Origin of the sequence: Acinetobacter lwoffii, assembly GCF_022967985.1 — a bacterium.
GTDB lineage: Bacteria > Pseudomonadota > Gammaproteobacteria > Pseudomonadales > Moraxellaceae > Acinetobacter.
In genome coordinates, this window is the sequence record NZ_JALJVC010000011.1 from 26,881 (window position 1) to 52,508 (window position 25,628).

The 25,628-nt window shown below is 43.7% G+C and carries 18 protein-coding genes; 8 read left to right on the forward strand and 10 right to left on the reverse strand.

Going from position 1 to position 25,628, the window contains the following annotated elements:
* Nucleotides 1–88 precede the first annotated feature (88 nt).
* From mobA to nirB, 4 genes are all read right to left on the reverse strand, one after another.
* The gene (gene mobA, locus MWG72_RS08205; RefSeq protein ID WP_247143724.1) at nt 89–715 is read right to left on the reverse strand and encodes a molybdenum cofactor guanylyltransferase; all 627 of its coding nucleotides are present in this window, start codon (nt 713–715) and stop codon (nt 89–91) included.
* Complete coding sequence (locus MWG72_RS08210) at nt 712–3,489, reverse strand: nitrate reductase (RefSeq protein WP_247143725.1); 2,778 nt, start codon at nt 3,487–3,489, stop codon at nt 712–714. Before MWG72_RS08210 ends, mobA begins: the two co-directional genes overlap by 4 nt.
* Nucleotides 3,490–3,672: 183 nt before the next feature.
* Nucleotides 3,673–5,283, reverse strand: coding sequence for a nitrite reductase small subunit NirD (gene nirD / locus MWG72_RS08215; protein ID WP_004280358.1), 1,611 nt, complete (start codon nt 5,281–5,283; stop codon nt 3,673–3,675).
* Between the two features lie 24 nt (nt 5,284–5,307).
* Complete coding sequence (gene nirB / locus MWG72_RS08220; RefSeq protein ID WP_247143726.1) at nt 5,308–7,854, reverse strand: nitrite reductase large subunit NirB; 2,547 nt, start codon at nt 7,852–7,854, stop codon at nt 5,308–5,310.
* 503 nt (nt 7,855–8,357) lie between these two features.
* Between nirB and MWG72_RS08225 the strand changes: the two genes are divergently transcribed.
* From MWG72_RS08225 to MWG72_RS08255, 7 genes are all read left to right on the forward strand, one after another.
* A complete protein-coding gene (locus MWG72_RS08225; RefSeq protein ID WP_004280362.1) occupies nt 8,358–8,936 on the forward strand; it encodes an ANTAR domain-containing response regulator in 579 nt (192 codons plus the stop codon).
* Between the two features lie 10 nt (nt 8,937–8,946).
* On the forward strand, nt 8,947–9,963 hold the full coding sequence (locus MWG72_RS08230) for a CmpA/NrtA family ABC transporter substrate-binding protein (protein WP_247143727.1): 1,017 nt from the start codon (nt 8,947–8,949) through the stop codon (nt 9,961–9,963).
* Between the two features lie 246 nt (nt 9,964–10,209).
* Nucleotides 10,210–11,154 (forward strand): ABC transporter permease, encoded by a 945-nt coding sequence (locus tag MWG72_RS08235; RefSeq protein ID WP_247143729.1) that lies wholly within the window; start codon nt 10,210–10,212, stop codon nt 11,152–11,154.
* Nucleotides 11,154–12,035, forward strand: a complete 882-nt coding sequence (locus MWG72_RS08240) for an ABC transporter ATP-binding protein (RefSeq protein ID WP_004280366.1) — start codon at nt 11,154–11,156, stop codon at nt 12,033–12,035. Before MWG72_RS08235 ends, MWG72_RS08240 begins: the two co-directional genes overlap by 1 nt.
* 77 nt (nt 12,036–12,112) lie before the next feature.
* Complete coding sequence (locus MWG72_RS08245; protein ID WP_247143731.1) at nt 12,113–13,120, forward strand: isopenicillin N synthase family dioxygenase; 1,008 nt, start codon at nt 12,113–12,115, stop codon at nt 13,118–13,120.
* A complete protein-coding gene (locus MWG72_RS08250) occupies nt 13,117–13,998 on the forward strand; it encodes a hypothetical protein (RefSeq protein WP_247143733.1) in 882 nt (293 codons plus the stop codon). Before MWG72_RS08245 ends, MWG72_RS08250 begins: the two co-directional genes overlap by 4 nt.
* A gap of 8 nt (nt 13,999–14,006) precedes the next feature.
* Nucleotides 14,007–14,336: a DMT family transporter gene (locus MWG72_RS08255; RefSeq protein WP_004280373.1), complete on the forward strand. Its 330-nt coding sequence runs from the start codon at nt 14,007–14,009 to the stop codon at nt 14,334–14,336.
* Between the two features lie 68 nt (nt 14,337–14,404).
* On the opposite strand, the gene MWG72_RS08260 is transcribed toward MWG72_RS08255, so the two are convergent.
* Genes MWG72_RS08260 through MWG72_RS15535 form a run of 4 tightly spaced genes read right to left on the reverse strand, consistent with a single transcriptional unit; the run spans nt 14,405 to nt 17,811 of the window.
* Entirely contained in the window at nt 14,405–15,427 is a 1,023-nt protein-coding gene (locus MWG72_RS08260) for an ABC transporter substrate-binding protein (RefSeq protein WP_247143734.1), read from the reverse strand.
* On the reverse strand, nt 15,424–17,232 hold the full coding sequence (atzF, locus tag MWG72_RS08265; RefSeq protein ID WP_247143735.1) for an allophanate hydrolase: 1,809 nt from the start codon (nt 17,230–17,232) through the stop codon (nt 15,424–15,426). The genes MWG72_RS08260 and atzF overlap by 4 nt, the downstream gene beginning before the upstream one ends.
* 11 nt (nt 17,233–17,243) lie before the next feature.
* A complete protein-coding gene (locus MWG72_RS08270) occupies nt 17,244–17,687 on the reverse strand; it encodes a CopG family ribbon-helix-helix protein (RefSeq protein ID WP_004280384.1) in 444 nt (147 codons plus the stop codon).
* The gene (locus tag MWG72_RS15535) at nt 17,680–17,811 is read right to left on the reverse strand and encodes a hypothetical protein (protein WP_004647016.1); all 132 of its coding nucleotides are present in this window, start codon (nt 17,809–17,811) and stop codon (nt 17,680–17,682) included. The genes MWG72_RS08270 and MWG72_RS15535 overlap by 8 nt, the downstream gene beginning before the upstream one ends.
* Before the next feature lie 703 nt (nt 17,812–18,514).
* Between MWG72_RS15535 and MWG72_RS08275 the strand changes: the two genes are divergently transcribed.
* Nucleotides 18,515–21,289 (forward strand): TrlF family AAA-like ATPase, encoded by a 2,775-nt coding sequence (locus MWG72_RS08275; protein ID WP_247143736.1) that lies wholly within the window; start codon nt 18,515–18,517, stop codon nt 21,287–21,289.
* Between the two features lie 42 nt (nt 21,290–21,331).
* Here the strand turns inward: MWG72_RS08275 and uca are convergent, their stop codons facing one another.
* Together uca and MWG72_RS08285 are read right to left on the reverse strand one after the other, a co-directional pair.
* Nucleotides 21,332–24,952, reverse strand: a complete 3,621-nt coding sequence (uca, locus tag MWG72_RS08280; protein ID WP_247143737.1) for an urea carboxylase — start codon at nt 24,950–24,952, stop codon at nt 21,332–21,334.
* A gap of 4 nt (nt 24,953–24,956) precedes the next feature.
* Nucleotides 24,957–25,619, reverse strand: a complete 663-nt coding sequence (locus MWG72_RS08285) for an urea amidolyase associated protein UAAP2 (protein ID WP_247143738.1) — start codon at nt 25,617–25,619, stop codon at nt 24,957–24,959.
* Nucleotides 25,620–25,628 lie beyond the last annotated feature (9 nt).

Below are 25,628 nucleotides of genomic sequence, written 5' to 3' on the forward strand. Positions count from 1 at the left end.
TTTTTAGTCCGAAAGTTTGCTCGAAAAATAAAAAAGCAATATTTTGGTGAGCCAGAATATAATGATTCGGCTTTTAGCATTTTAAATGCTAGAGAAAATTAAGCTGTTGATGCTGCTGTAGCTCATCAAATGAATTAATGCTGTGAAAAAACAGGGCACGATTTTTAAAGCTTGCCCGCTGCATGTGCATGTCAGCAAAACAGAGTTTTAAACTGTGCTGATCATTTTCAAGATGTTGTAAAAGAGTGGGTAAGCTGTTGCGTTTCATCAGACAGAATGGAAACAATGCCTTTTCATTGATTTCAACTACCGCCACTTCACATAAGGGATGTCGTTGCAAGGCCTGATGTAAACGTGAAATGACCTTTTTGGGGATATAGGTCACATCACAAGGCACGAACAGCACATAATCAGATTCCACATGTGACCAGGCACTCTTCATGCCCATCAATGGTCCCTGAAAGCCGGGTTCATCGTCCTGATAAAAGTCGATCGAAGGAATCATCCGTTTATAAATGGAATGATCCCGATGGCTATTGACCCAAACTTTGCTTGCCCGGGACTTCAACTGATGATGGATTTTAATGAGCTGGATTTCATCATCAAATTTGTGCAGCAATTTATTGATGCCATTCATGCGCCGCGCTAAACCGCCGGCCAGGATCACCACATCGGTTTCCGGATAAGACACCGTTTTAACTGCTTTTCTTTTCATTCTATGTACTCCGTCTGGCAGGCTTTAATCAGGCCTCTAATTTCTGGCAAACATGAACCACAATTTCCTCCGGCTTTTAGACATGCAGTCACCTGTTTTTCATGCGTGATATTTTTATCTTTAATGGTTTGGATAATTCGGTTCTTGCCAACTTTAAAACAGCTACAGACCAATGGACCTTCACTATTTCCCATCGACATGGCCTGACCTGCCAGCAATGCTTTACGATGCAATGCACTCAGACGTTCACGTCTAAACAGGCCTGCCACCCAGTCACGATCTGGCAATAGTGCCGCCGGTGCGATATAAAAACTGGCAATTAACTGGCCATCCTGAAGAACCACACTATGACTGATATGCGCCGTTTGATCTTCGAGATTCAGCCATTCAAAGCTTTCATCATTAAAGTCTAAGAGACTCTTGATCTGCCCGGTGATGTCAGAAAACCTGCGCCGGTCTGCCAGTTCATACCGGATGGCCTGAGTGGTTTGAGTTTTGCTCCACCACACCGTATTTTTAATCATGGTCTGGATTTTCTGCTCAAAGCCTTCCCGCACATACAGCACGCCCTGCCACTGGGTATAAAATGGCTGGATCATCACCGGAGTATGCTTAAATTCTGGCTCGCCGGAAATCGGGTCAACCACCGGATTCACCACTTTGCCAATCCGCGCATCGGATGCAAACTGGTCGTTCCAGTGAATCGGTGCAAAAATCTGGCCACGTCGTATATTTTGTGAAAATTGCACACGGAGTACACAACTTCCCCAAGCGGATTTCACCTCGACCAGCTCGGCATCTTTCAAGCCATATTTCAGCGCATCGTGCGGATGCAACTCACAATAAGGCTCAGTACGATGCTGGGATAAACTGGCAGATAATCCGGTACGACTCATGGTGTGCCATTGATCGCGAATCCGTCCGGTATTCAGGATCAGCGGATATTCAGCAGAAATAGCATGTATGGGATTGGCGGCAACTGTCGGCACTAATCTGGCCTTGCCATCTGCATGACTAAACTGGCCTTGACTAAATAGTTGACCAACCTGATGAACTTCTTGCTTATCCCAGACTGGCCACTGGATCGGTGCCAGATTATGATATTCTGCAAAACTGAGATGAGTTAAACCTTGCAGGTTGAAATAGCGGAAATTTGGCGTATCTGCGCGTTGCGAAAGTGAACCATTCTGATAGGCAGATAAACGGGCATGTTCCAGAAAAATGTCATGACTATTGTTAAAGTCAAAACCGCGAAAACCTAAGACCTGAGCCACCCGGGAAATGGCCCACCAGTCTGCTTTGGCTTCACCCGGAGCCGGCAAAAAGGCCTTTTGCCGTGAAATACGGCGCTCCGAATTGGTGACTGTGCCATCTTTTTCGCCCCAACCCAGTGCCGGTAACAGTACATCGGCATATTGCGTGGTATCAGTGTCGAGACAAATATCGGAAACGACCACAAATTCACACTTTTCCAGAGCGCGTTTAACCTGATCTGCATTGGGCAAACTCACGATCGGATTGGTGGCCATAATCCAGATGGCCTTGATTTTTCCGCTTTCCACCGCTTGAAATAAATCTACTGCTTTTAATCCGGGCTGCCGCGCGATGACCGGGCTTTGCCAGAAATCCTGCACCAGGTGCTGATGCTGCGGGTTATCCAAATCCAGATGACTGGCCAGCATATTGGCCAGCCCCCCGACTTCCCGTCCGCCCATCGCATTCGGCTGTCCGGTCATGGAAAAAGGTGCCGAACCGGGTTTGCCTATTTTTCCTGTCAATAAATGACAGTTGATAATGCTATTGGCCTTGTCTACTCCTTGAGAGGATTGGTTTACGCCCATGGAAAACAGGCTCATGATTTTTTCGGTCTGTGCAAATTTTTGAAAAAATAAGATTAATTTTTCAATAGCAATACCGGTACGTCTTGCCACGCTTTCAATCAATGACTCTGTCGAGCTGCTGGCAAGCGCCTGCTCCAGACCTTGAGTATGTTGGGTAACAAAATCCAGATCGGCATGACCATTTTGCTGAAGATACTGCAACAAGCCATTAAACAGCGCGACATCCTGACCTGGTAAAATCGGCAAGTGTAAGTCTGCCGCTTCACAGGTTGCGGTAAAGCGGGGATCAATCACCACCACGAATAAATCCCGCTCTTCTTTGGCTTTCATGATGCGCTGATAAAGCACCGGATGGCACCAGGCAGTATTGGAACCGACCAGAATCACCATTTCTGTCTGCTCAAAATCTGTGTAGCTGGCCGGTACCAGGTCTTCGCCGAAAGCCCGTTTATGTGCCGCCACAGCAGAAGACATGCACAGTCTTGAATTGGTATCAATATTGGCAGTACCCAGATAGCCCTTTACAAACTTGTTCACCACATAATAGTCTTCAGTCAAAAGCTGGCCGGAGACATAAAAGGCGATGCTGTCGCGTCCATACTGCTCAATACATTGCTGAAATTTACTGGCAATACTTGAAATGGCATGATCCCAAGTGCTTATTTGCCGCTGTTCTTTTCGACCTGTCATCGGATGCAGAAGCCGGGTTTTTAGACTAAGTGTATCGGCAAGATGACTGCCTTTAATACATAACTTGCCCAAGTTCGCCGGATGCTGAACATCGCCTTCAATCTGAACCTTTTCACCCATCGAGGTATGGGTTACGTGCGCGATGACACCACAGCCTACTCCACAATAAGGACAGGTCGTCTGAGTAGTTTTTATTTGGGATTCAGTAGAGCTATGTAGTTCCATAACCGGAATACTATTCATTGCTGCTGTGCTCCTTAATCATCCAAATTCACGTGTTTCACCAAATCTCTGATATCTAGCTTTTACAGGTTTGATTTAAATATTTTCTATATCTCAAAAGTTTTAATCCTCCCCAACCCTCCTTTAATAAAGGAGAGGAAATTCGCCTCTTTTTCAAAGAGGGGTTGGGGGAGATTGATCTGATTACCCTGCCTTTTTTAATGCAAAATCCCGACCAAAAAGCAGTTTACTGCGGATATTACTAATTGGTGTCTGGTCTGCAATCAGTTCTGCATACCAAGCCCCATCTTCGGTATCGCCAAATAGCACAGCACCAATGACCTTGTCTTGCTGGATGATGATCCGTTTATAAATCTGACGTTTTTCATCATTCAGCACGATATCTTCAAAATCATCCTGAGGTTCAAAATTTCCGGCCGAGAAGACATCACACCCGCTAACCTTGAGTTGGGTCGGAACAGTCGGTGCCTTAAAGGTCAGTCGGCCATGTTCAGCCAGATGCGTCGCACAGATAAAGGCCTGTCCCCATAATGGCTCAACCAGTCCAAAGGTCTGGCCACGATGCTCAATGCATTCACCCACTGCATAAATACTCGGGTCATAGGTTTGCATGGTGTCATTCACCAGCACCCCACGATTGCAGCGCAGACCAGCCTGTTCAGCCAGGGTTTTATTTGGTCGAATCCCGACGGCGAAGACCACCAAATCGGCATCCAGCACTGTCCCGTCTTTTAGTCGCAGTTGAGTCACGTGACCATCAATACCGAGCAGCTCTTCGGTGTTGGCTTCAGTGATGATTCGGATGCCTTTATCTTCAATTGATTTTTTCAGCATTTGACTGGCTTTCATATCCAGTTGACGATCCATAATACGGTCCATCAGATGCAGCACAGTTACATTCATCCCCTGCTGCTTCAGTCCATAAGCTGCTTCTAGACCCAGCAACCCACCTCCAATCACGACGGCATTTTGCTTGGTTTTGCAGTAATCCAGCATGCGGTTAACATCCTGAATATCCCGGAAGCTAATCACGCCTTCAAGTTCAGCACCCGGAATAGGTGGCATGAAGGGTTTGGAACCAGTGGCGAGAATCAGACGATCATAAGCAACGACTTCGCCTTTTTGGGTGTGGACCTGTTTACGCGAACGGTCGATAGCGATGGCAGCATCCCCAGCAATGAATCGAATGCCTTTTTCAGCATACCAGTCGGCTGAATGCAGCATAATTTCGGCAAAGCTTTTCTCACCAGACAATACCGGTGACAACATGATCCGGTTGTAATTGCCCCATGGCTCTTCCCCAATCACGGTAATGTCATAACGATCTGGCGCCATATCCAGCAAGTCTTCCAGACAACGCATACCCGCCAGTCCATTCCCGATCAGTACCAGTTTTAAGCGCTCTGTGTTTTGACCATTACTGGAAATATAAGTTTTTTGTGGAGTCGGACTCACCAGAACTTTGCCATTTTCAATTCGGGTTGGAAATACCAGTAATTTCTGCTCTTGTTCTTCCAGACAACGACCGGTCACCAGACTGAAATGCTGCTTGTAAATTGGGGATGCGACTACACGCTCACCTTGCAGATCACCCAGAATGCCACGTGCCATGACATTGGCCAGACTAAACGGATCCTGATTGCTGAGTGCATAAACCCGCTGTTCCTGACCCACGCGAAAAATTGCAATCTGCTGATCTTCAATCAGGGCTGCCACACCGGTATTCGGAGTGATCTCATCCAGATTGCAGACTTCGTACCAGTTCAGTTCGTTCATGTCTTTTAAAATTGTCATTTTCATTCTCCCTGACTGTGGTATTTAGGCTTCAACCACTGGAATACGGTTTAAATCACGTTCAGCTTCTGTCTTTGGACGAATCTGGCCACGTACAGGCGCAAACTGAATATGCGGGTCATTCTGCTCGGCTGCTTTGGCATTGATAAAGGTCTTAAAGCGTTTGCGTACTTCAGGATCTTCAATCGCGCTGCGCCATTCATCCTGATAAGTGCCAATCACATGCTGCATACGGCTTTCCAGTTCAGTAGCAATGCCGATCGAATCATGCACAATGACATCTTTGAGATAGTCCAGCCCGCCTTCCATATTGTCACGCCATACGCTGGTGCGCTGCAGACGGTCCGCCGTCTGGATATAGAACATAAAGAAGCGGTCGATATATTTGATGAGTGTGGGAGTATCAAGATCCGAGGCGAGCAGTTCAGCATGGCGCGGTTTCATGCCGCCATTGCCGCATACATATAGATTCCAGCCTTTTTCCGTGGCAATGACACCGACATCCTTGCTCTGTGCTTCTGCACATTCACGGGTACAGCCGGATACTGCCATTTTGGTTTTATGTGGTGAACGCAGGCCTTTATAACGATTCTCCAGGAAAATCGCCAAGCCGACAGAATCATCGACTCCAAAACGGCACCAGGTACTACCCACGCAAGATTTCACCGTACGTAAGGATTTGCCGTAGGCATGTCCGGACTCGAAACCGGCATTGATCAGTTTCTCCCAGATTTCAGGCAGTTGATGTACCTGTGCACCAAACATGTCAATTCGTTGTCCGCCCGTGATTTTGGTATATAGACCATAAGCTTTGGCGATCTGACCGATGGTAATCAGGCCATCCGGAGTAATCTCGCCGCCTGCCACACGTGGCACAATCGAATAGGAACCATCTTTCTGGATATTGCCGAGGTAGTAGTCGTTACTATCCTGCAAACCGGCATGACTTGGTTTCAGAACAAAATCATTCCAGCAGGATGCCAGAATATTGGCTACAGTCGGTTTGCAGATATCACAGCCCATGCCGTGCCCATGTTGCTGAATCAGGTCAGAGAAAGTCTTGATTTCATGCACGCGTACCAGGTGATACAGTTCCTGACGCGAATAGGCAAAATGTTCGCACAGGTGATTGTTCACCGTGACACCCTGACGTTGTAATTCAGATTTGAGAACCTGCGTTACCAGTGGCGCACAGCCACCGCACGCTGTTGCAGCCTGCGTGCATTTTTTCAGTGCACCCAATGAAGTTGCACCGCCATCAATGGCTGAACAGATATCAGCTTTGGAAACGTTATTACATGAACAGATGGTCGCACTGTCAGGCAATAAATCGACACCACTACCACCTGATTTGGAAGTCGACTGATCAAAGCCCGGCATGATCAGGCTTTCCGGTTGCTCCGGTACAGCCAGACCATTCAGCATCATTTGCAGGAGATCACTATATTCTTTGGCACAGCCCACCAGCACCGCGCCCAGCAGCTTGGTCTTGTCTGCTGACACCACGATTTTTTTATAAACCTGCGCGGCTTCATCAGCATAGAAATAGCTCAAGGCACCTGGTGACATGGCGTGTGCATCACCAATAGAAGCGACATCCACGCCCATCAGTTTGAGCTTGGTACTCATGTCCGCACCAGCGAATGCATGACTTTCTTGGCCTAGGACATGTTTTGCCGCGATCCGCGCCATGTCATAGCCTGGTGCAACCAGACCATAAATTTTATTGTCCCAAAGTGCACATTCACCAATGGCATAAATGTCCGGATGTGAGGTCTGGCAATAATCATTAATGATGATGCCGCCACGCTCACCAATCAGTAGACCACTTTGGCGCGCCAGTTCATCACGCGGACGAATACCGGCCGAGAACAGGATGATATCGGTTTCAAGCACCGAACCATCTCCGAACTTCATTACATGCTGAGTGCTGTCACCATCTTCAATACTTGACGTGGCCTTTTGAGTATGTACCTTGACACCAAGGTCTTCAATTTTAGAGCGCAGTACCCGGCCGCCCAGATCATCAATCTGCACCGCCATCAGACGCGGAGCAAATTCTACGACATGGGTTTCCAGATTCAGATCTCGCAGGGCTTTCGCTGCTTCCAGCCCTAGCAAGCCGCCGCCAATCACTACGCCAGTTTTGGCATTCAGACTGGCTGCACGAATGGCATCCAGATCTTCAATGGTACGATAAACAAAGCAATTCTGACGGTCATTGCCCGGGATTGGTGGCACAAAGGCATAAGAACCGGTAGCGAGAATCAACTTGTCAAAACTCAGCACATCACCCTGGCTGGTGGTGACGGTTTTATGGAGCTGATCAATTTCAACCGCTTTAGTATTAAGTCGCAAATCAATGCCATAGGCATCGGCAAAATCACTACGACACAGACTCAGATCCTTGACCGACTTGCCGCTGAAATATTCGGTCAAATGTACCCGGTCATAAGCTAAATGTGGCTCTTCTGCCAAAATGGTCAGCTCAATGTCATCACCGGCCTGTTCCAGTACAGATTCGATGAATTTATGCCCCACCATGCCATGCCCAATCATGAGAATTTTCATATCTGCACTCCAACTATTGTTTTTTTAAAGATGATAAAAAGCCGCATATCACGTCTAGGCATTGATATGTCTGCTGATTGAATATGTTGTAAATACCGCAACCCAGCGCTTTGTAATGCTGGAGGAAGGGTTGAAACGCTTGTGCGTTTTGTATTGCTGAACAACTGACCATGTCATTTATCCTGTGCTGAACGAAATACCAATCACACTCCTTGAAAGTGCAATTACGATCAGAACGGACATCGTTGGCCGTTGTTAGTATTGAAAGTCATCTTTGACGATTTAATAAATGCAGAAATCGTGCCAACTTTTCCAATAAGAAAACGCCTTATTTCAGGCAGATGATCTACCTAAACGCTTCATTTTGATCAGCCATCAGCTGAAATCCCTAAAGCTATGCACTAAATTGAACAGAAAAATAGAATTTTATGCACCAATTTAATGGCATGTTTTTTGCTTTACTCCTGCTTGAATATTCCTTAGGCCTTACTTGAAAATATTCCATGTCCAAATTACGAATTGCTCTTATTGATGATGATCTGGAGCGCGCCCAATTCATCCAGGAATCCTTACTTTCACATGATTTTCAGGTGGTGGCCTGTTTAATCCTGAATGACCTGAATATGGTACATGTTAAGGGTATTCATGCAGATGTGATCCTGCTGAATATGGATCATCCGCATCGGGATATTATTGAAAGCTGTGTCAGCCAATATGAACTTCCGACCGTGCTGTTTACCCAGAACTCCAATAAAGACACCATCAAAAGTGCGATTGATGCCGGAATCACGGCTTATATTGTCGATGGTATTGATCCCACCAAACTAGAAAGCATTCTGGAAATTTCAATTGAACAGTTTCGCAAGCATAAAAAGCTGCTGAATGATTTAAAAGAAACCCAGGACAAACTGATTGACCGTAAAGATATCGATAAAGCCAAAGCGTTGCTCATCCAGCTGCATGCATTAACGGAAGAGCAAGCTTTTGCTTTATTGCGTAAAAATGCCATGAGTCACCGGATTACCATTGGTGAAATGGCCAGACGCTTACTGGATGCACAGAAGCTGTTATTGGGCCAATAAGGAAAAGCATATGTCCACATTAGAAAAAACTGAACTCAATATTGGCTATATTCCTTTACTTGATTGTGTTGCCATTCTCTGGGCCGAAAAACAGGGGTATTTTGCTGAGCAAGGATTAACCATCAATTTAATCCATGAAGCCTCCTGGTCTAGTTTGCGTGACCGTCTGGCCTATGGCTTTCTGGATGCTGCACATTGCTTGTCTGCCATGCTGCCCGCTGCTGCCCTGGGTACAGACCAGTTACAGGTGGCTTTGCAAACCCCTCTAGTACTGAGCGTGAATCAGGCTTTTATTAGCCTGCGCCAGGATTTGTGCTATGAACTCGGCATCCAGCCTGGGGATGATGAACAGAATACCTCAAAGAAACTGGTACAGGCTTTACAACAGAATCATTCCATCAATCTGGCCTATGTGTATAAATATTCGATTCACCATTACTGTTTAAAAGAATGGCTGGCGCTGACTGATCCACAACTGGCCAAGAATATCCAGCTGATGACCTCTCCACCGCCTTCCATGGTAAAAGGAATCGCGGAACAGGTATTCGATGGCTTTTGCGTGGGAGAACCCTGGAATATTCAGGCCAAACTTGAAGGCTATAGTTTTATCGTCGCGGCAAGCCAGAATGTCATTCCAAAAGTTGCCGATAAAGTCTTGGCCATGACCCAGGAATGGGCAGAACAGCATCCATTTACCGTAGAGGCAGTGGTCAAGGCAGTACAAAAAGCGCAGGATGATTTAAAGCAGCGCCCTGATCTTTCCGAAGTCTGGGATATGTTAGTCGATTATCAGATTATTCAGTTTGAATGTTCCGCCCAGCGGCATGTCTATGACTTTTACAAGATCAAGAATATTATCCGGAATTTTGTTGGGAAAAGTGCCCAACCGAAAGTCGATGATTTTATCTGGCTTCTGCAGCAGATGCAGAAATGGGAAGATATTGAAATGACCGTAGCCGAGAAAAAACAGATTGCAGAACAGTGCATCTATAGTTTGCAAAGCCAGCATGCAGACATTATTGGCTAAATGATGTTACTGAAAAAAGAGGCCTGATTTTTCAGGTCTTTTTCATTGAGTCTATTTTCCAGAAAATGATTAAAAAATCTCTGCATTCTGATCTAACTTCTTGAATATGATTAAGAGTTGTCTGCTAATTTTTGCTATAAAAATAAGTCCTTTTTAAAGTCATTTCAGGATTTGGGATGAAATGGCATCCATTTTGCTTAATCAGTATTACGTTTTATAAAAATTGTAATATTGAGGGGCAACACTATGAGTTACGTTGCGCGTGAACTCAGTCAAAGAAATAAGTTACTGTTTGGCTTGGGGTCGTTTTTAATACCAATTCTGATCTGGTGTGCAGTCAGTTATTTGCCATTTATCTGGCATCCACAAGTCCAGATTACGGATTCAGGTAGTGTTGCCTATTTACAGGTCGAGAGTCGTATTGATAAAGACCAGTTTTTTTCTGCTGCGCAGTCTGCGGTAGATCAGGGTCTGGCTCCGCCGCAGGGTATTCTGGTCAACCCGATTTATCTGCCTGCACCGCATCAAGTGGCAATTGCACTGATCACAGCTTTTACCACGGAGCCTACCCAAGCCAATGCACCCTGGTTTCATGAAAGTCTGTGGCACAGTATCAAGTTGGTCTTTACCGCGTTCTTTATTTCTTCCTTGGTTGGTATTCCACTCGGTATTTTATGCGGATTTTCAAATAAAATTTCCCAGCTGACCGAACCCTTTGTTGAGTTTTTCCGCTATTTACCTGCTCCGGCCTTTGGTGCACTGGCAGTGGCAATTCTCGGAATTAATGATGCACCCAAAATTGCCATTATTGTGATAGGAACCCTGTTCCAGCAAATCCTGATTATTGCCAATACCACACGTCTGGTCGATCGCAGCCTGATTGAAGCCGGTTTTACCTTGGGCACCAATAAATTCAAAAGCCTGCTGCATGTGGTGATTCCTGCCGCCCTGCCTGAAATTTACCGCAATCTGCGTGTGCTGCTCGGCTGGGCATGGACTTACCTGATCGTAGCAGAACTAATCGGCAGTACCTCCGGGATTACCTGGTTCATTACCCAGCAAGCCCGTTATCAGAACTTTGATAATGTCTTTGCCGCGATCCTGATTATCGGGGTGATTGGTCTGCTGTGTGATGTGATTTTAATGAAACTGGGACAACGCTTATTTAAATGGAAACCGGGAGCTAACTGATGCAAAACACTGAATTTAATACCCGCGAATACTTTGACAAGATTTATAGCCGTCCGGTGATTCTGGAAGCGAAGCAACTGACGCAAAAATTCAGCCATGGCAAAACCGAACGTACGGTTTTAAATGCACTCAATTTGAAAATTCATAAGCGTGAATTCATCTGTGTGATTGGGCCTTCCGGTTGCGGCAAGTCAACCTTTAGCCGTGTAGTCGCCGGTCTGGATCCTTATAGCAGTGGTGAGATTCTGGTGGATGGCCAGCCGATTACCGGCCCAAGTCCGGAGCGTGGCATGGTGTTCCAGGGCTATACCCTGTTTCCATGGAAAACCGTCAAGGAAAATGTCATGTTTGGCCCGCGCATGAAAGGCCAAAGTAGTGCAGCGGCCGAAGCGCAGGCACGTGAATGGATCAATATCATTGGTCTGGAAAAGTATGAAAACCAGTATCCGCATGAGCTGTCTGGCGGGATGAAACAGCGTGTCGCGATTGCCCGGGCTTTGGTCAATGAACCGAAGATCCTGTTGATGGATGAACCGTTTGGGGCACTTGATCCGCATACCCGGCAAAAAATGCAGCGTCACCTGATGGACCTGTGGCAAAACATTGATATCACCATCATTTTTGTGACCCACGATATGGATGAAGCCATTCTTTTGGCTGACCGGATTGTGGCACTGAAAGCCAATCCGGGTGAAATCAAGGAAATTATTGAAGTTGATTTACCTCGTCCACGCCATCCAGACGTCATGCTTAGCCCTGAATTTAAACAGTTAAGACAACGTGTCGATTATCTGGTGCATGCTGAAGAAGATGAACTGGATCCGGCACTGGCAGAACTACCGGTCATTCCGCGTATGACCAAGGTCAGCAACAATAAATAATCTTATTCAAAATACCTTTGGGACGACCCGAAGGTTTTAATCGCTGTGTTGGACGACCAACATTAGAGGTGATTATCATGCAAGCGCAATATGTACTCCCCCTTGTTGATATTTCTAAACTGCAAAGTCCAGATTTAGCCGATCGTTTTGAAGTAGCAAATGCTCTGGATCAAGCCTGTAAAGAAGTCGGATTTCTCTATCTGCAAGGTAGCCAGTTTAATTTTGAATACGCCAAAGCCCTGATTGAAATGGCCCAGTCCTATTTTGCACAGGATCTGGACAGCAAGATGCAGCATTATATTGGCAAATCAAAAAACCATAGCGGCTATGTGCCGATTGGTGAAGAACAGTTTGCCGGCAACAGTTATGACTTAAAAGAAGCCTATGATGTCAATTATGATTATCAGGCTACACAAAAAAACTGTCCTTTGCTTGGGCCTACCTTATGGCCAGATCATCCGGATTTCAAGTCTATTGTCAGCCAATACTATAGTCATCTGCGTGAGATCAGCCGGCAGATTTTTTCTGCTTTTGCACTGGCATTGGACGTTCGTGAGGATTTTTTCGCAAGCATAATTACTGATGCACCAAGTCAGCTACGCTTGATTCATTATCCCTATAATCCTGAAGTGAAGGACGCCGAAGGGATTGGCGCACATACCGATTACGAATGCTTTACCCTGCTGTTACCCACCGCACCCGGCTTACAGGTTTTGAATAAAGCCGGCGAATGGATCGACATTCCACTAATTGAAAACACTCTGGTGATGAATATCGGTGACATGATGGAAATTCTGTCGAATGGTAAATATCTTGCCACCAAGCACCGCGTGAAAAAGGTCTCGGAAGAACGTTATTCATTCCCGCTGTTTTGCGCCTGCAATTATGACACCGTGATTGAACCGGTTATTCACACTGAAAATTCCAAATATTCTGCCCTGATCGGGGGCGAGCACCTGTTTAATCAGACCGCCCAGACCTTTCAATATTTAAAACAGCGCGTTGCTAGCGGTGAACTGATCTTAAAAAATGCTGTACCACTTTCCTCTTTTGGACTTGAAGAACAGACGGAGACAGCATCATGAATCTGTTTGAAGTGATTAAGACTTTAAAGCCCACCACCCCTCAGCCAGAGATTATTCCAGAATTTTTATACGGTGCTTTCCGGCGTAAAAGTATCAGTTTTTATAATGGCCTAACCGATGAAAACACCATTGTGTACTGGTTTCAGTCGCGCAGTTTCACCATTGATCTTCGTCTAAAAAGCCAGACGGGAACTGCTGTTCAGGAACGCCAAGGCTGGATTGGCAATACGCTTTGGGATAACGCCAGCCAGCTCTTGTCTTGGGAAGTGAAAGACTACGCCAATTACCAGAATCATGTGCAGTGGCCGGAACCAGCCAAGCTACATGCGATTGGCAACTGCATTCTGGAGTTTTCTCCAAGTAATGTCTATGTCGAAGACTGGCGCCAGCAGGTACAGCATGGTTTATTTTTAGGCTTGCGCCTTCAGTCTGCACTTGATGTTCAATCTGGTCAGACACTGGAAATGGATGGTGGCCTGATTATTTGTGCTGATCATATTGCCTATGCCCTGACGCGTTTGCCTAAAGTGCAAAGTGCAGTAGCTCAAATAGATTTGAAAGCAGTCGATCCGACCGTGTTTGCCTTGGTGGAAAGTTTTGAAGTTTCTATCGGGACTGATGGCCAAGCTAAAACTTACAGCACCCGCACAAGCGAAACAGGCAAAGCCTTTAAGCTGGAAAATTTTGAAGTTCTCAATGAAAGCAGTCTGGTTCAGCATGTCATTTTAGATGGTCGCAACATTGACCTGATTTTTGAGCTGGATATATACCAGCCGGATTACCAATTTCAATATGCAACCCCCACGACTACACAAGCTGAAAGCTGGCTGAAGTCAGAACAGGATCACCTGATGCAGCATGCAGAACGGGTGTTATAGGGAGAAATATGTCTTTTTTATATCTTTCGATTGCCATTATTGCAGAAGTCATTGCAACTTCTGCATTGAAAGCCTCCAATGGTTTTAGCGTGCTCTGGCCTTCACTTGCCACCATTGCCGGTTATGCCGTTGCCCTGTTTTTCCTGTCACTGACCATGAAAACTATTCCGATGGGCATTGCCTATGCAATCTGGTCTGGTGCCGGCATTATCCTGATTTCAACGGTTGGCCTCTTGGTGTTTAAACAGCAACTGGATCTTCCCGCGCTGATCGGTCTGGCGTTTATGATCATTGGCATTATTTTTATCAATGTCTTTTCCAAAAGTACGCAGCTTTAATTTTTTAATACTCATCTGACCAATAAAAAATCCCCAGACCGGGGATTTCTTATGTAAGAGATCAGGCTTTATTGCAGCTCTTGCACCAGAGTTGGAACAATCACGCCATCCACGTTCATTTCAGTCGTATAAATGCCGTTGGCCACATTGAACTTGTTCACATGATAGCTGGAACCATAGATCGAGTCGAAACCCTCACCTTTGGTAAAGACTTTCCTGTTGGCGGCCAGATCCAGTAAATGTGTACCATCAATGAACTGCATATAGGTTTTCGCATCGACACCGACACGTTTAGACATGATCTGTGCAGCGTCTTCTCGAGTCGCCGGGTCATTGATGTATTTGACAGTTTTATCCCAAACCTGAATCACCTTTTTCCATTGCTCTTTATTGGCTTCCAGATGGGCTGGATTCACGGTCAAGGTATCGTAGATTAATCCCGGCTTGTCTTTAGAGGTGAAAATGATTTTTGAACCGGCCACTGCAGATAGCGCTTGATTCGCCACCGGCTGCCATACTGCAATCACATCAATATCGGGAGTAGCAAAAACCTGTGGCAATTCATTGGTCATGGTATTGACCAGTTTAACTTCATTCAGTTTAACCTTGGCATCATCTAGTGCAGTGGACAGTAACAAGTGATCGACCAGGCCTTTTTCAGTTGCAATCGTTTTACTGCGCAGATCCTCAATTGAGTTAATGCCATTCTTGGCAATAATCACGTCATTTCCAGCTGAATAATCAGTCGCCATGATCATCACACCCTTGGTGCCGCCAGAACCAGTGACCAGATTATCACCATTGGTGACCAGTACGGCGTCCAGCTGATTCGCTGCGAATGCAGAGAGTGAAGCAGAATAGTCAAACCATTTAAAATCGGCATTAACTCCGGCATCTTCCAGCCAGCCTTTTTCAATCGCCACCTGCCAGGCCACAAATCCCGGCCAGTCACTATAACCAATCCGGATGGGCTGAGTAGTCACACGTCCTTCTGCCTTGGCATTTGGTTCAGGTACTTTAGCGGTATTGTCACAACCGCTTAAAAGGATTGCAGACAGTACGGAAACGGACATCAGTGCTTTTTTGATCATTTTGCGACTTCCCCTATGCATTCACATTTAAATTTGGTATTTGAAAGTTGTTTAGATTTTATAAATTCGCGCCAGCCACCGAAATGACTGATATCTGTTGCATCCTCAAGTGCATAGCCTTCACAGATAAAGCCTTTGACCCAAGTACCATCAATCAGCTGGACATTACCGATCCCCAAAGGTGCCGGAACTTCTGCAACAATGTCTCCGAACAGTGCACGCGGAATGTCCCAGACCTCTACTTCAATTGAAAAACCTTTCGCGTTGTATTGCAGGCCAGGTTTTGGCGGTGTGGTATTTTTTAAAGCATAGAGTTTGTAATGCGAAGCAGTCCGGGTCTGCTTGATCAGGGTGCCACCACGTGTGGTCAGCTGAAAATTCAGCGGCATTCCGGTCAGATGTGCACCGACGACAGCCAGTTTTACGCTGTGACCCGATGAGATTTCAGTTGTTTTTTCATAGCTAAGTTCAGAGGTGCCTAGCTTTAACTGGCTCGATTGCTGCCATTTTTGCCCGAATTTGGCCAGTGCTTCATCCATCCAGGCTGGCGCAATAAAGGTCACACCCGTTGGAAGACCATCAGCACGAATGCTATTTGGTAGCGCCAAAGCCGAAAGATCGGCAAAATTGACAAAATTGGTATAAGCGCCCATGTGGCTGTTTTTTACCAGAGGATCGGCTTCTACTTCTGCAATGCGATAAATGGTGGGTGCAGTAGGCACCATCAAGGCATCATAATCTGCCAGTGTATTTTGAATAACACGGCTCAGGTGGGCACGTTCATATTCATCCTGCATGACATCGACCGCATTGAACCGGTCTGCCTGCGCAATAATCTGGCCAATGACCGGATGGGTCTGCTCGCGTTGCACCATTTTTTCCACGGCACTAGTACGTTCAGCCACCCAAGAGCGGTTGTAAAGTGCAGTCGCCAGTTGCTGAAATGGAGCAAAATCAATCGGCTCAACCATATAACCCAAGCTTTGTACACGTGCGATCGCTAGATTAAACGCTTTTTCAGTTTCAGCATCGCCATAAAATTCCAGTGTATCTGGAATGGCAATTTTCCCTTTTGAAAATTGGCTCGGTACATTTTGAGGATGCGTTCTGGAATACTCATCGCTGGCATCATAGCCCTGCATGACTTGCGCCACCTGCCAGGCATCATCCACCGTTAAGGCAAAAATCGAAATTACATCGATGGTGCGACAAGCCGGAATCAGGCCTGTAGTCGAGAACCAGCCTTTGGTCGGTTTGAGTCCGACAGTGTTATTGTGGCCTGCCGGTACACGTCCTGAACCTGCAGTATCTGTACCCAGTGAAAATGGCACTAATCCATTGGCTACCACCACGCTGGAACCCGAACTCGAACCGCCACTGATATATTCAGGATTAAAGCTGTTCTTCACGGCGCCGTATGGGGAGCGCACCCCAACCAGACCTGTCGCAAACTGATCCAGATTGGTTTTACCCACGACAATCGCGCCGGCAGCTTTTAATTTGGCTACTGCTGTTGCATCGGAAGTCGCCAGATAAGCTGCCTCTTTACATGCTGCTGTGGTATAGAACCCTGCAACATCAATATTGTCCTTGACTGCAAATGGCACCCCATAAAGTGGCAAGCTTTCAATATCTGCACCAGTCAATGCATCAATTTGTGCCTGTAATTGTGCTGCTGTCGCAATTGATATCCAGGCATGATCGTCATTATTCAACTCGGCTACATACTCAATCAGGTCACTAAGCTGGATATTGTTATTCTGGTAGGCGTGTTGCCAGTCCTGTACAGTCCATAAGTTGTGCACAGCTGTTCTCCTTAAGTGTGTTCGGTATTTTGTGGAATAGGTGGCATGACGGCATCCATCAGTTCGAGATGGCCTTTAATCACGCCTTTCAGTGCAATAAATTGTTCGCTTATTTCTTTCAGATCACTGCTCGCGCCCTGCATCAGCATGACTTGCAGGATTTTTTCATCATCCAGCTGGATATGAAGTGAGTTGATCACTTGCGCCAGATACTGCTGTTGCAGATCGACCAGCTGACTGCGTAGCGGTTTAAGGCTGACGTCATAGAGCAAAGTAAGTGTGCCAACCATGACTTCATCGCGAATCACCAGATCATCAATCAGGTGACGATTAATCATATCGACAATGGCCTGCGAGCGGCTTTCATAGTGCTGCTCGACAATTTTTTGATCCATCGCATGTAGCGTTGTTTCTGGCACGGTAATACTGATCCGTGCCAATTTTTGTTTAGGCACGATGTTGATCCTTGGGTTGATATTGGGAAGACTGTTTAATGTGAAAGCCTGCACGTACGCTGAGAAGCTCTACCAGAAAGTGAAGCCATGGATGCATTTTTTTATTTGATGTCGGATTGTTCATGTGCATCTCCTAGGGATATTACAAAACCAGAATTTCGTATTACTTAGGAAAATGCAGAAAGCGTGCCAATTTTTAGTTATTTGGATGAGGTAAATAAACTTGCTTAAAAGGGCGAAAAAAAGCCCCATAACATTGAAATGGGGCTTGTTCTAAAGCAAAAGTAAGTTTTGTATTTCACCGGTTTATTCCATTTTGATTGCTCATGTCCTTGCTATTCTTTTTATACATGAATGGTTAACCGATGTTTGTGATTATGAGTGATCAAGTGTATTGCTCTCCTCTATTTATATTGTATATAAATAAATGCATTAAGCGTGCCACAATATACAAATAGAATAAATTTAAGCAGAATGCGTGGGAAATTAATTACATATGTAAAAAGAGGCAAAACAACAATGATTTATTTTTTAAGGATGCCTAAAAAATAGGCCATTTTGCACCATTGGGGTTCGATTGTGCATCAAAGTGTGGCTAGATTTGCTTTTTGAACTTGCCCAATAAGTTTACCACTTTTGATGTATATCAATTTAGTTTGAGGCTTATAGTTTCTAGCTACATAGTATTGAGAATTTAACTGTTCGGCGGAAAATATATTTAAATTGAGAAAAACCCTCCATACAGGTTCTTTTCCAAACAATATTTATCTACAATTAATCTAATAATTAAACAATTGTTCTTTAAAACTATATTAAGGGGAAAAGTGATGAGCCGTGGCTCTGAGTGGGGACGTTGGGATCTACACGTACATACAAAAGGTACAGCAAAAAGCGATAAATTTGGCAATATTTCTTTTGAAGATTACTGCATTCAACTTTTCAACAAAGCTGTAGAATGTAATATCAAAGCTATTGGCATCACTGATTATTTTAGTATTGAAAATTATAAAAAAGTAAAAGACTTTCAAGATCAAATTCATACTAGAACAGATTTCGACAAAATAAAAAAAGAAAGGATTTGTGAAATTCTTTTGATCCCGAATATAGAGTTAAGAATTATACCTAGCACGGATAAAGGCAGTGCTATAAATATGCATTTTCTACTAAATCCAGAAATTATTGAAGATTTTGAAAACCAGTACTGTGATGCATTGACATTTACAGTTACTGAAGAAGAACAATACAAGCTAACACCTTATGACCTTAAACGATTAGGAAGGAAAGGAGTCATAGAATATATCAGTGATGAATCTGCATATAGGAATGGTATTTCCTCTTTTGTTCTTAATTCTAGTGATATTATTAAAGCATTTAAAAAATATCCAAATTTCAGAAAAAATTGTTTGGTTGCGGTAGCTAATTCAAATAAAGATGGCGCCTCTGCATTTCAAGGTCACGAAAAGTTCTTGAATAGCCAACAAGATGGAGCCACTTTAAAGGTACTAAGAGAATCTCTATATAAAGTTTCAGACATCATTTTTTCTTCAACTCTGACTGATAAACCCTTTTTTCTAGGGAAAAATACTGCAGATCAATCTATCTTTCTTGATAATTATGGTACTTATAAGCCATGTATACATGGAAGTGATGCTCACGATCTAGATACTTTATTTGAACCAACAGATCAAAAATATTGCTGGATTAAAGCTGAACCAACTTTTGAAGGTTTAAAGCAAATTATTCACGAACCTGAAAGTCGTGTTCATATCGGACAACATTGCCCTGAAATAAAAAACTCATATGAAGTAATAGATTATATCGAGTTAAATAATACTAATGTTGCAAACGAAAAAATTTACTTTAATGGTAATTTAACTTCTATCATCGGTGGGCGATCATCAGGTAAGTCCACCCTATTACAATGTCTAGCAAATAAATTAAAACCTACCGCACTAAACTCCCTTGAACAATCTCAGCATATTGATGAGCTTTGTTCAAATTTTAGAATTATTTGGCAAGATGGTAAGGAGGATTATAGTAGACCCATTGAATATTTTTACCAAGGACATATGTATTCAAAGTCAAAAGATCAAGGTATTGAAGATATAGTTAAAGACTTGATACAGCAAAAAGACAATAAGCTTTTCTCTAAATTTAAAGAACAAAGTGATTTTTTACGACATGAAATTTCAGGAAAAGTATCTACTTATTTTTCAATTTTAAGCTCTTTAACTGACTATCAATCACAATTGACACAGAAAGGTAATAAGGATGATATTCAAAATCAAGTTAATGAATTATCCATACAAATCCAAAATAATGATATTGGAAATATAACTCAAGAAGAAATGGCAAGTTTTAATACTTCGAATGAAACTTTGACAATTCTTAATAAAAATCTTGAAGGTCTTATTACTTTTAAAGAACTACTTGAAGATAAGCACAGTTCTGATTTCTATCAACTGTTAAACCCATTTGAACTTAGTTTAAATTATGTGCTAGTAAAATCACACTTTGAATCTTTTGCAAGTGAAATAGAAAAATTTACAGCTACTCAATTTGAGCAATTCAAAAAGCTATCTCAGAAAACTATTTCTGATCAGATCCTAAAAGTTGAACAAGAAATTTTAAGTATCAAAAGTACTAACATATTTCAAAAAGTCGAAGTCTATCTAAGGTCTTCTGACGCTATAAAACCATTATTAGAAAGGCTAAATATTGAAAAAGCTAAGATTCAAGAAATTGATGATATTTTAGAAAAAATTGCTGAATTAAAAAAATCTTTGGAAAGTCTGACAACTGAGTTTCAACGTACAATTTGGTTATCAATGTCCAATGTAGCTTCCGAATTAATACAGGCTATATCATCAATTACAATCAGCCAAGATCTACAAATAATTGCAACGAATATATTTGATAAATTCAAGTTCAATGAATTTATCAAAAAAACAATTAACCAACAGCCTGAAAAAGCCAAGCTATTTGCTGAAATGCAAGTTACTTCTCAAATAGAACTATTAGATAAATACCATGAAATAGTAGAATCCTTAGAAGAAGGAGAAGTTCGTTTTAGAGGTGGTACTACTTTAGAAACATTTACTAAAGAATTCTTTGATAATTCATGGTTTAAAATAAAATTTGACGTGATCTATGATGATGACAACTACAATGAAATGTCACAAGGCAAAAAAGCTTTTGTAGTGTTAAAAATGACTTTAGATTGTAGTGAAAGTAAGTGCCCTATTATCATCGACCAACCTGAAGATGACTTAGATAATCGTGCAATATACTCTGAATTGGTAGCTTTTCTAAAACAAAAGAAAAAGGAAAGACAAATTATTCTTGTGACTCACAACGCTAATGTCGTGGTAAATGCAGATAGTGAGCTAATTATTGTTGCCAACCAACATGGGACTCATAGTCCAAATATGAATAAGCATAAGTTTCAATATAAATTTGGAAGTATTGAGTCACTTGATTTTGATCCAACATGCACGTCTACCTTGAATCAGAAAACAATTAAGTCACATATATGTGAAATTCTTGAAGGTGGAGATAGAGCCTTTAAATTACGAGAACAAAAATATAATCTAGCTTCATAAATAAAAAAGACCGCCTAAGCGGTCTTTTTTATTATTAATTCATCAAGCCACTGGCGCCAACGTAAACAATACCTGCCCCGTTTTTACCGTCTGCCCTTTTTCAATGGTAATTGCATCCACACGCATACGCTCAGGTGCAATAATTGGTATCTCAATCTTCATCGCTTCAATCACAGCTAAGGTCGCACCTTCTTCCACAATATCGCCTGACTGACATTCAATTTTCCAAATTGAACCTGGCATATGTGATTCCACCGCACAACCACCTTCAGGCACTTCAACACCTTCGCCATCATCCACAGCATCTAGACTTTCAGAGACATATTCCGCAAGACCTGCTTCATGCCAGCGACGGCGCTCTGCATCAAAGTTGGCTTGTTGCACCGCTTTAAATTCCGAAATAGATTCTTGGTTTTCAGTTAAGAAGTCGTTGTATTCTTTCAGATTCAATACACCATCTTCAATGCGTAATTTTAAACGCCCTGCTTTAAAGTCCTCACGCATTTGCATGAGTTCCGCTTCAGACACTTCATAAAACTTAATTTGGTCAAAGAAGCGCAGTAACCACGGCATACCTTGCTCAAAATCAGGGTTTTTACGGTAGCGTGACCACATTTGCGAAGTACGACCAACAAACTGATAGCCACCCGGACCTTCCATACCGTAGACACACATATACGCACCGCCAATACCCACAGCATTTTCAGGTGTCCATGTCCGTGCAGGGTTATATTTGGTGGTGACCAAACGCTGGCGCGGATCAAGTGGCGTTGCCACAGGCGCACCCAAGTACACATCGCCCAAGCCCATGACCAAATAACTGGCGTTATAGACCACATCTTTCACAGCTTGTTTGTCTTTTAAGCCATTAATACGACGGATAAATTCGATATTGTCCGGACACCACGGCGCATCAGGGCGCACGGTTTGCATATAACGTTCGGTTGCGAGTTGGGTTTGTGAATCTTCCCACGCCAATGGTAAATACACGGTACGTGATGGCACTTGCATCTCGGTCACATCAGGCAGTTGCTCTTCTGCCACTTGAAGCATACGCAATAAATCCATCTGATCGAGTTGGGTCGAATCAAAATGAATTTGCAGTGAACGAATGCCCGGTGTCAGGTCAATAATGCCTTGAATATTTTGATCTTTCACCCATTGCATCAGCGCATGAATACGGAAACGCAGGTTTAAATCTAAAACCAACTCGCCATATTCCACCAACATATAGTTGCTACCGGCAGGACGATACACCACATCAGGCGTACCATTTTGACCTTTCAAGGTATCTAAAATGGCAGATTTTAAGGTGCTGATTTCAGGATAGAATGATTCATCAAAAGTGACTGCTTGCGTATCTTTAGCAGTTAATTGCGCATGATATTTTTCATTCAGCAATTTCGCTTGATGGTAGCTCACAGGCACAAATTTGACTTTATCGCCTGCTTTAAGCTGACCGAGTTTCCAAAGTTCCGAATTGATGACCACCGCAGGACACACGAAACCACCAAGGCTTGGGCCATCTGGACCTAAAATAATCGGCATATCACCGGTAAAATCAATCGCCCCAATGGCATAAGCATTGTCATGGATATTCGATGGATGCAGACCCGCTTCACCACCGTCCTGACGTGCCCATTCAGGTTTAGGTCCAATTAAACGGATACCAGTACGGCTTGAGTTAAAGTGAATTTCAAACTCATTCGCAAAGAAAGTATCAATGTCGTTTTTGGTAAAGAAATCAGGCGCGCCATGTGGACCATACATCACCGCAATTTCCCAAGAATTGGAGAATGTCGGGATTTGATCATCGCTTAATGCGCGAACTTCATCGGATGTAAATGCCGTGATTGGAAGCATATCGCCAATCAGTAAGTTACGCCCTGCATGACCACCGAATTGACCTAAAGTAAAAGTTGCTTGTGAGCCTAAATATTCAGGCACATTTAGACCGCCTTTAATGCCAATGTAGGTACGACAACCTGTGGCGATCTTGCCACATTTTAACACCTGACCTTTGCGTACATTGACAGTTTGCCACATTGGAACGGCTACGCCATCCAAAGTAGATGGCATATCACCACCAGCAAGCACAATTTGACTATCACAATGAAATTTTAGGCTTGGCCCTTGTAGCGTACATTCCAAACCTGCGGTATTCGGTACATTGCCTAACAATTGGTTTGCGACATTTAAAGACAGCGGATCAATCGCACCTGATGGCGGTACGCCGACATCCCAATAGCCCAAACGGCCTGTGACATCTTGCACGGCGGTTTGAATGCCTGCTTGAAGGACTTCAATCTTTTGGGTTTTCCACTCAAAGGTATTTAAGAAGCGTGTGGTTTGCGTGCCTGCTTTAAAGACCTCACCCTCAATAATGTTTTGCAGATATTCAAGATTGGTTTCAATGCCGGCAACCGAAGTTTTAGCCAAAGTATCCGTCATGGCTTGAATGGCAGAATCACGAGAATCGCTTGTGACGATAATTTTGGCAATCATCGGGTCATAGAACGACGAGACATTGGAGCCGGTTTCTACCCAAGTTTCATTACGGGCATTGGCATCAAATTCAACGTGAGTCAAAAGTCCAGCACTTGGTTGAAAGTTTTTGATTGGATCTTCAGCATAAAGACGCACTTGAATCGAATGACCTTGAGACTCAAGTGTTGATGTAGGTGCAACCCAATCGCTACTGCCTAAAGTCACCATCCATTCCACTAGATCGACACCAAAGACTTGCTCGGTTACACCATGCTCTACTTGTAGACGGGTATTCACTTCCAAGAAATAGAATTCTTGGGTGTCGGTATCCATCACAAATTCAACGGTACCTGCCGAACGGTAATTCACCGATTGCATCAATTGAATCGCGACATTTTGAATATAGGCACGTTGCGTATCGTTTAAATGTGGTGCAGGCGTTTCCTCAATCACTTTTTGGTTACGACGTTGCACCGAACAATCACGCTCGCCCAGTGCTAGAACTAAACCGTTGCCATCACCAAAGATTTGCACTTCGATATGACGAGCATTTTGTACGAATTTTTCTAAGTAAAGGCCTGCATCTTTAAAGTTGGCTTGCGCTAAATAAGACACGGTTGCATAAGCTTCTTTCAGCTCCTCCGCATTCCACACCAAACGCATGCCAATACCACCACCACCTGCGGTACTTTTCAGCATCACAGGATAGCCAATACGCTCAGCCTCAAGCAGGGCTTCAGCTTCATCAGCCAATAATTGGCTACCTGGCAATAACGGTACATTGGCTTGAATTGCCAATTCACGTGCAGTGTGTTTCAGACCAAATGCTTTCATTTGCTCGGCATTTGGGCCCAAGAACACAATGCCTTGTGCTTCACAGAGATTACAGAATTCGGCATTTTCAGACAGGAATCCATAGCCCGGATGAATCGCTTGCGCACCGGTATGTTTGGCCACTTCTAAGATTTTATCGACATTCAGATAGCTTTGGCTTGCAGGTGCATCACCAATAAAGACCGCTTCATCAGCTAAAGTCACATGCAAGGAATCACGATCTGCTTCCGAATACACCGCAACCGATTGGATGCCTAATTTTTTAAGGGTACGGATGACACGACAAGCAATTGCACCACGGTTGGCGATGAGAACTTTATTAAACCCATATTTTAAAGTCATAGTCTTATACCTCGCCTTCACGGACAATCAGTTGAATTTTTGTTGGGTTATAGGCATTACATGGGTTATTCAGTTGTGGGCAGTTTGAGATCAACACAATCAAATCCATCTCAGCTTTAATTTCCACATATTTGCCGGGTGCAGAAATCCCATCATCAAATTTCAGGTGACCATCTGAAGTTACAGGTACATTCATAAAAAAATTAATATTTGGACCGATATGGCGCACATTCAGACCATGCTTTTTCGCAATCGGATGTTGTGACAATGCAATCATGAAATTGTTACGGCAACTGTGCATTGGATATTTATCATGCGCATAACGGACTGTGTTACTTTCACATGAACATGCACCGCCTAAAGTATCGTGGCGACCGCAGTTGTCATCATGAATACTCGCAATTTTATTGCCAAAGTTGGTATATAAAGTCGTACCTTTTTCTAGATAAATTTGACGGTTCATAGCCAAAGTATCGGTTGCGCTATAACGCTCTTCAGGGTTATGTGCGGAAATAAACAAAGTATCCACCGCTTGATTACCTTCAAGATCAACAATACGGAAATACTGGCCTTTTTTGACTTCACACATCCATGCTTCACCGGCAGGACAAACTTCGTTAAGTACTGATTTTTCATGATTTTGTGTTGGGTTTACGAGTGCAGTCATGATCATTCC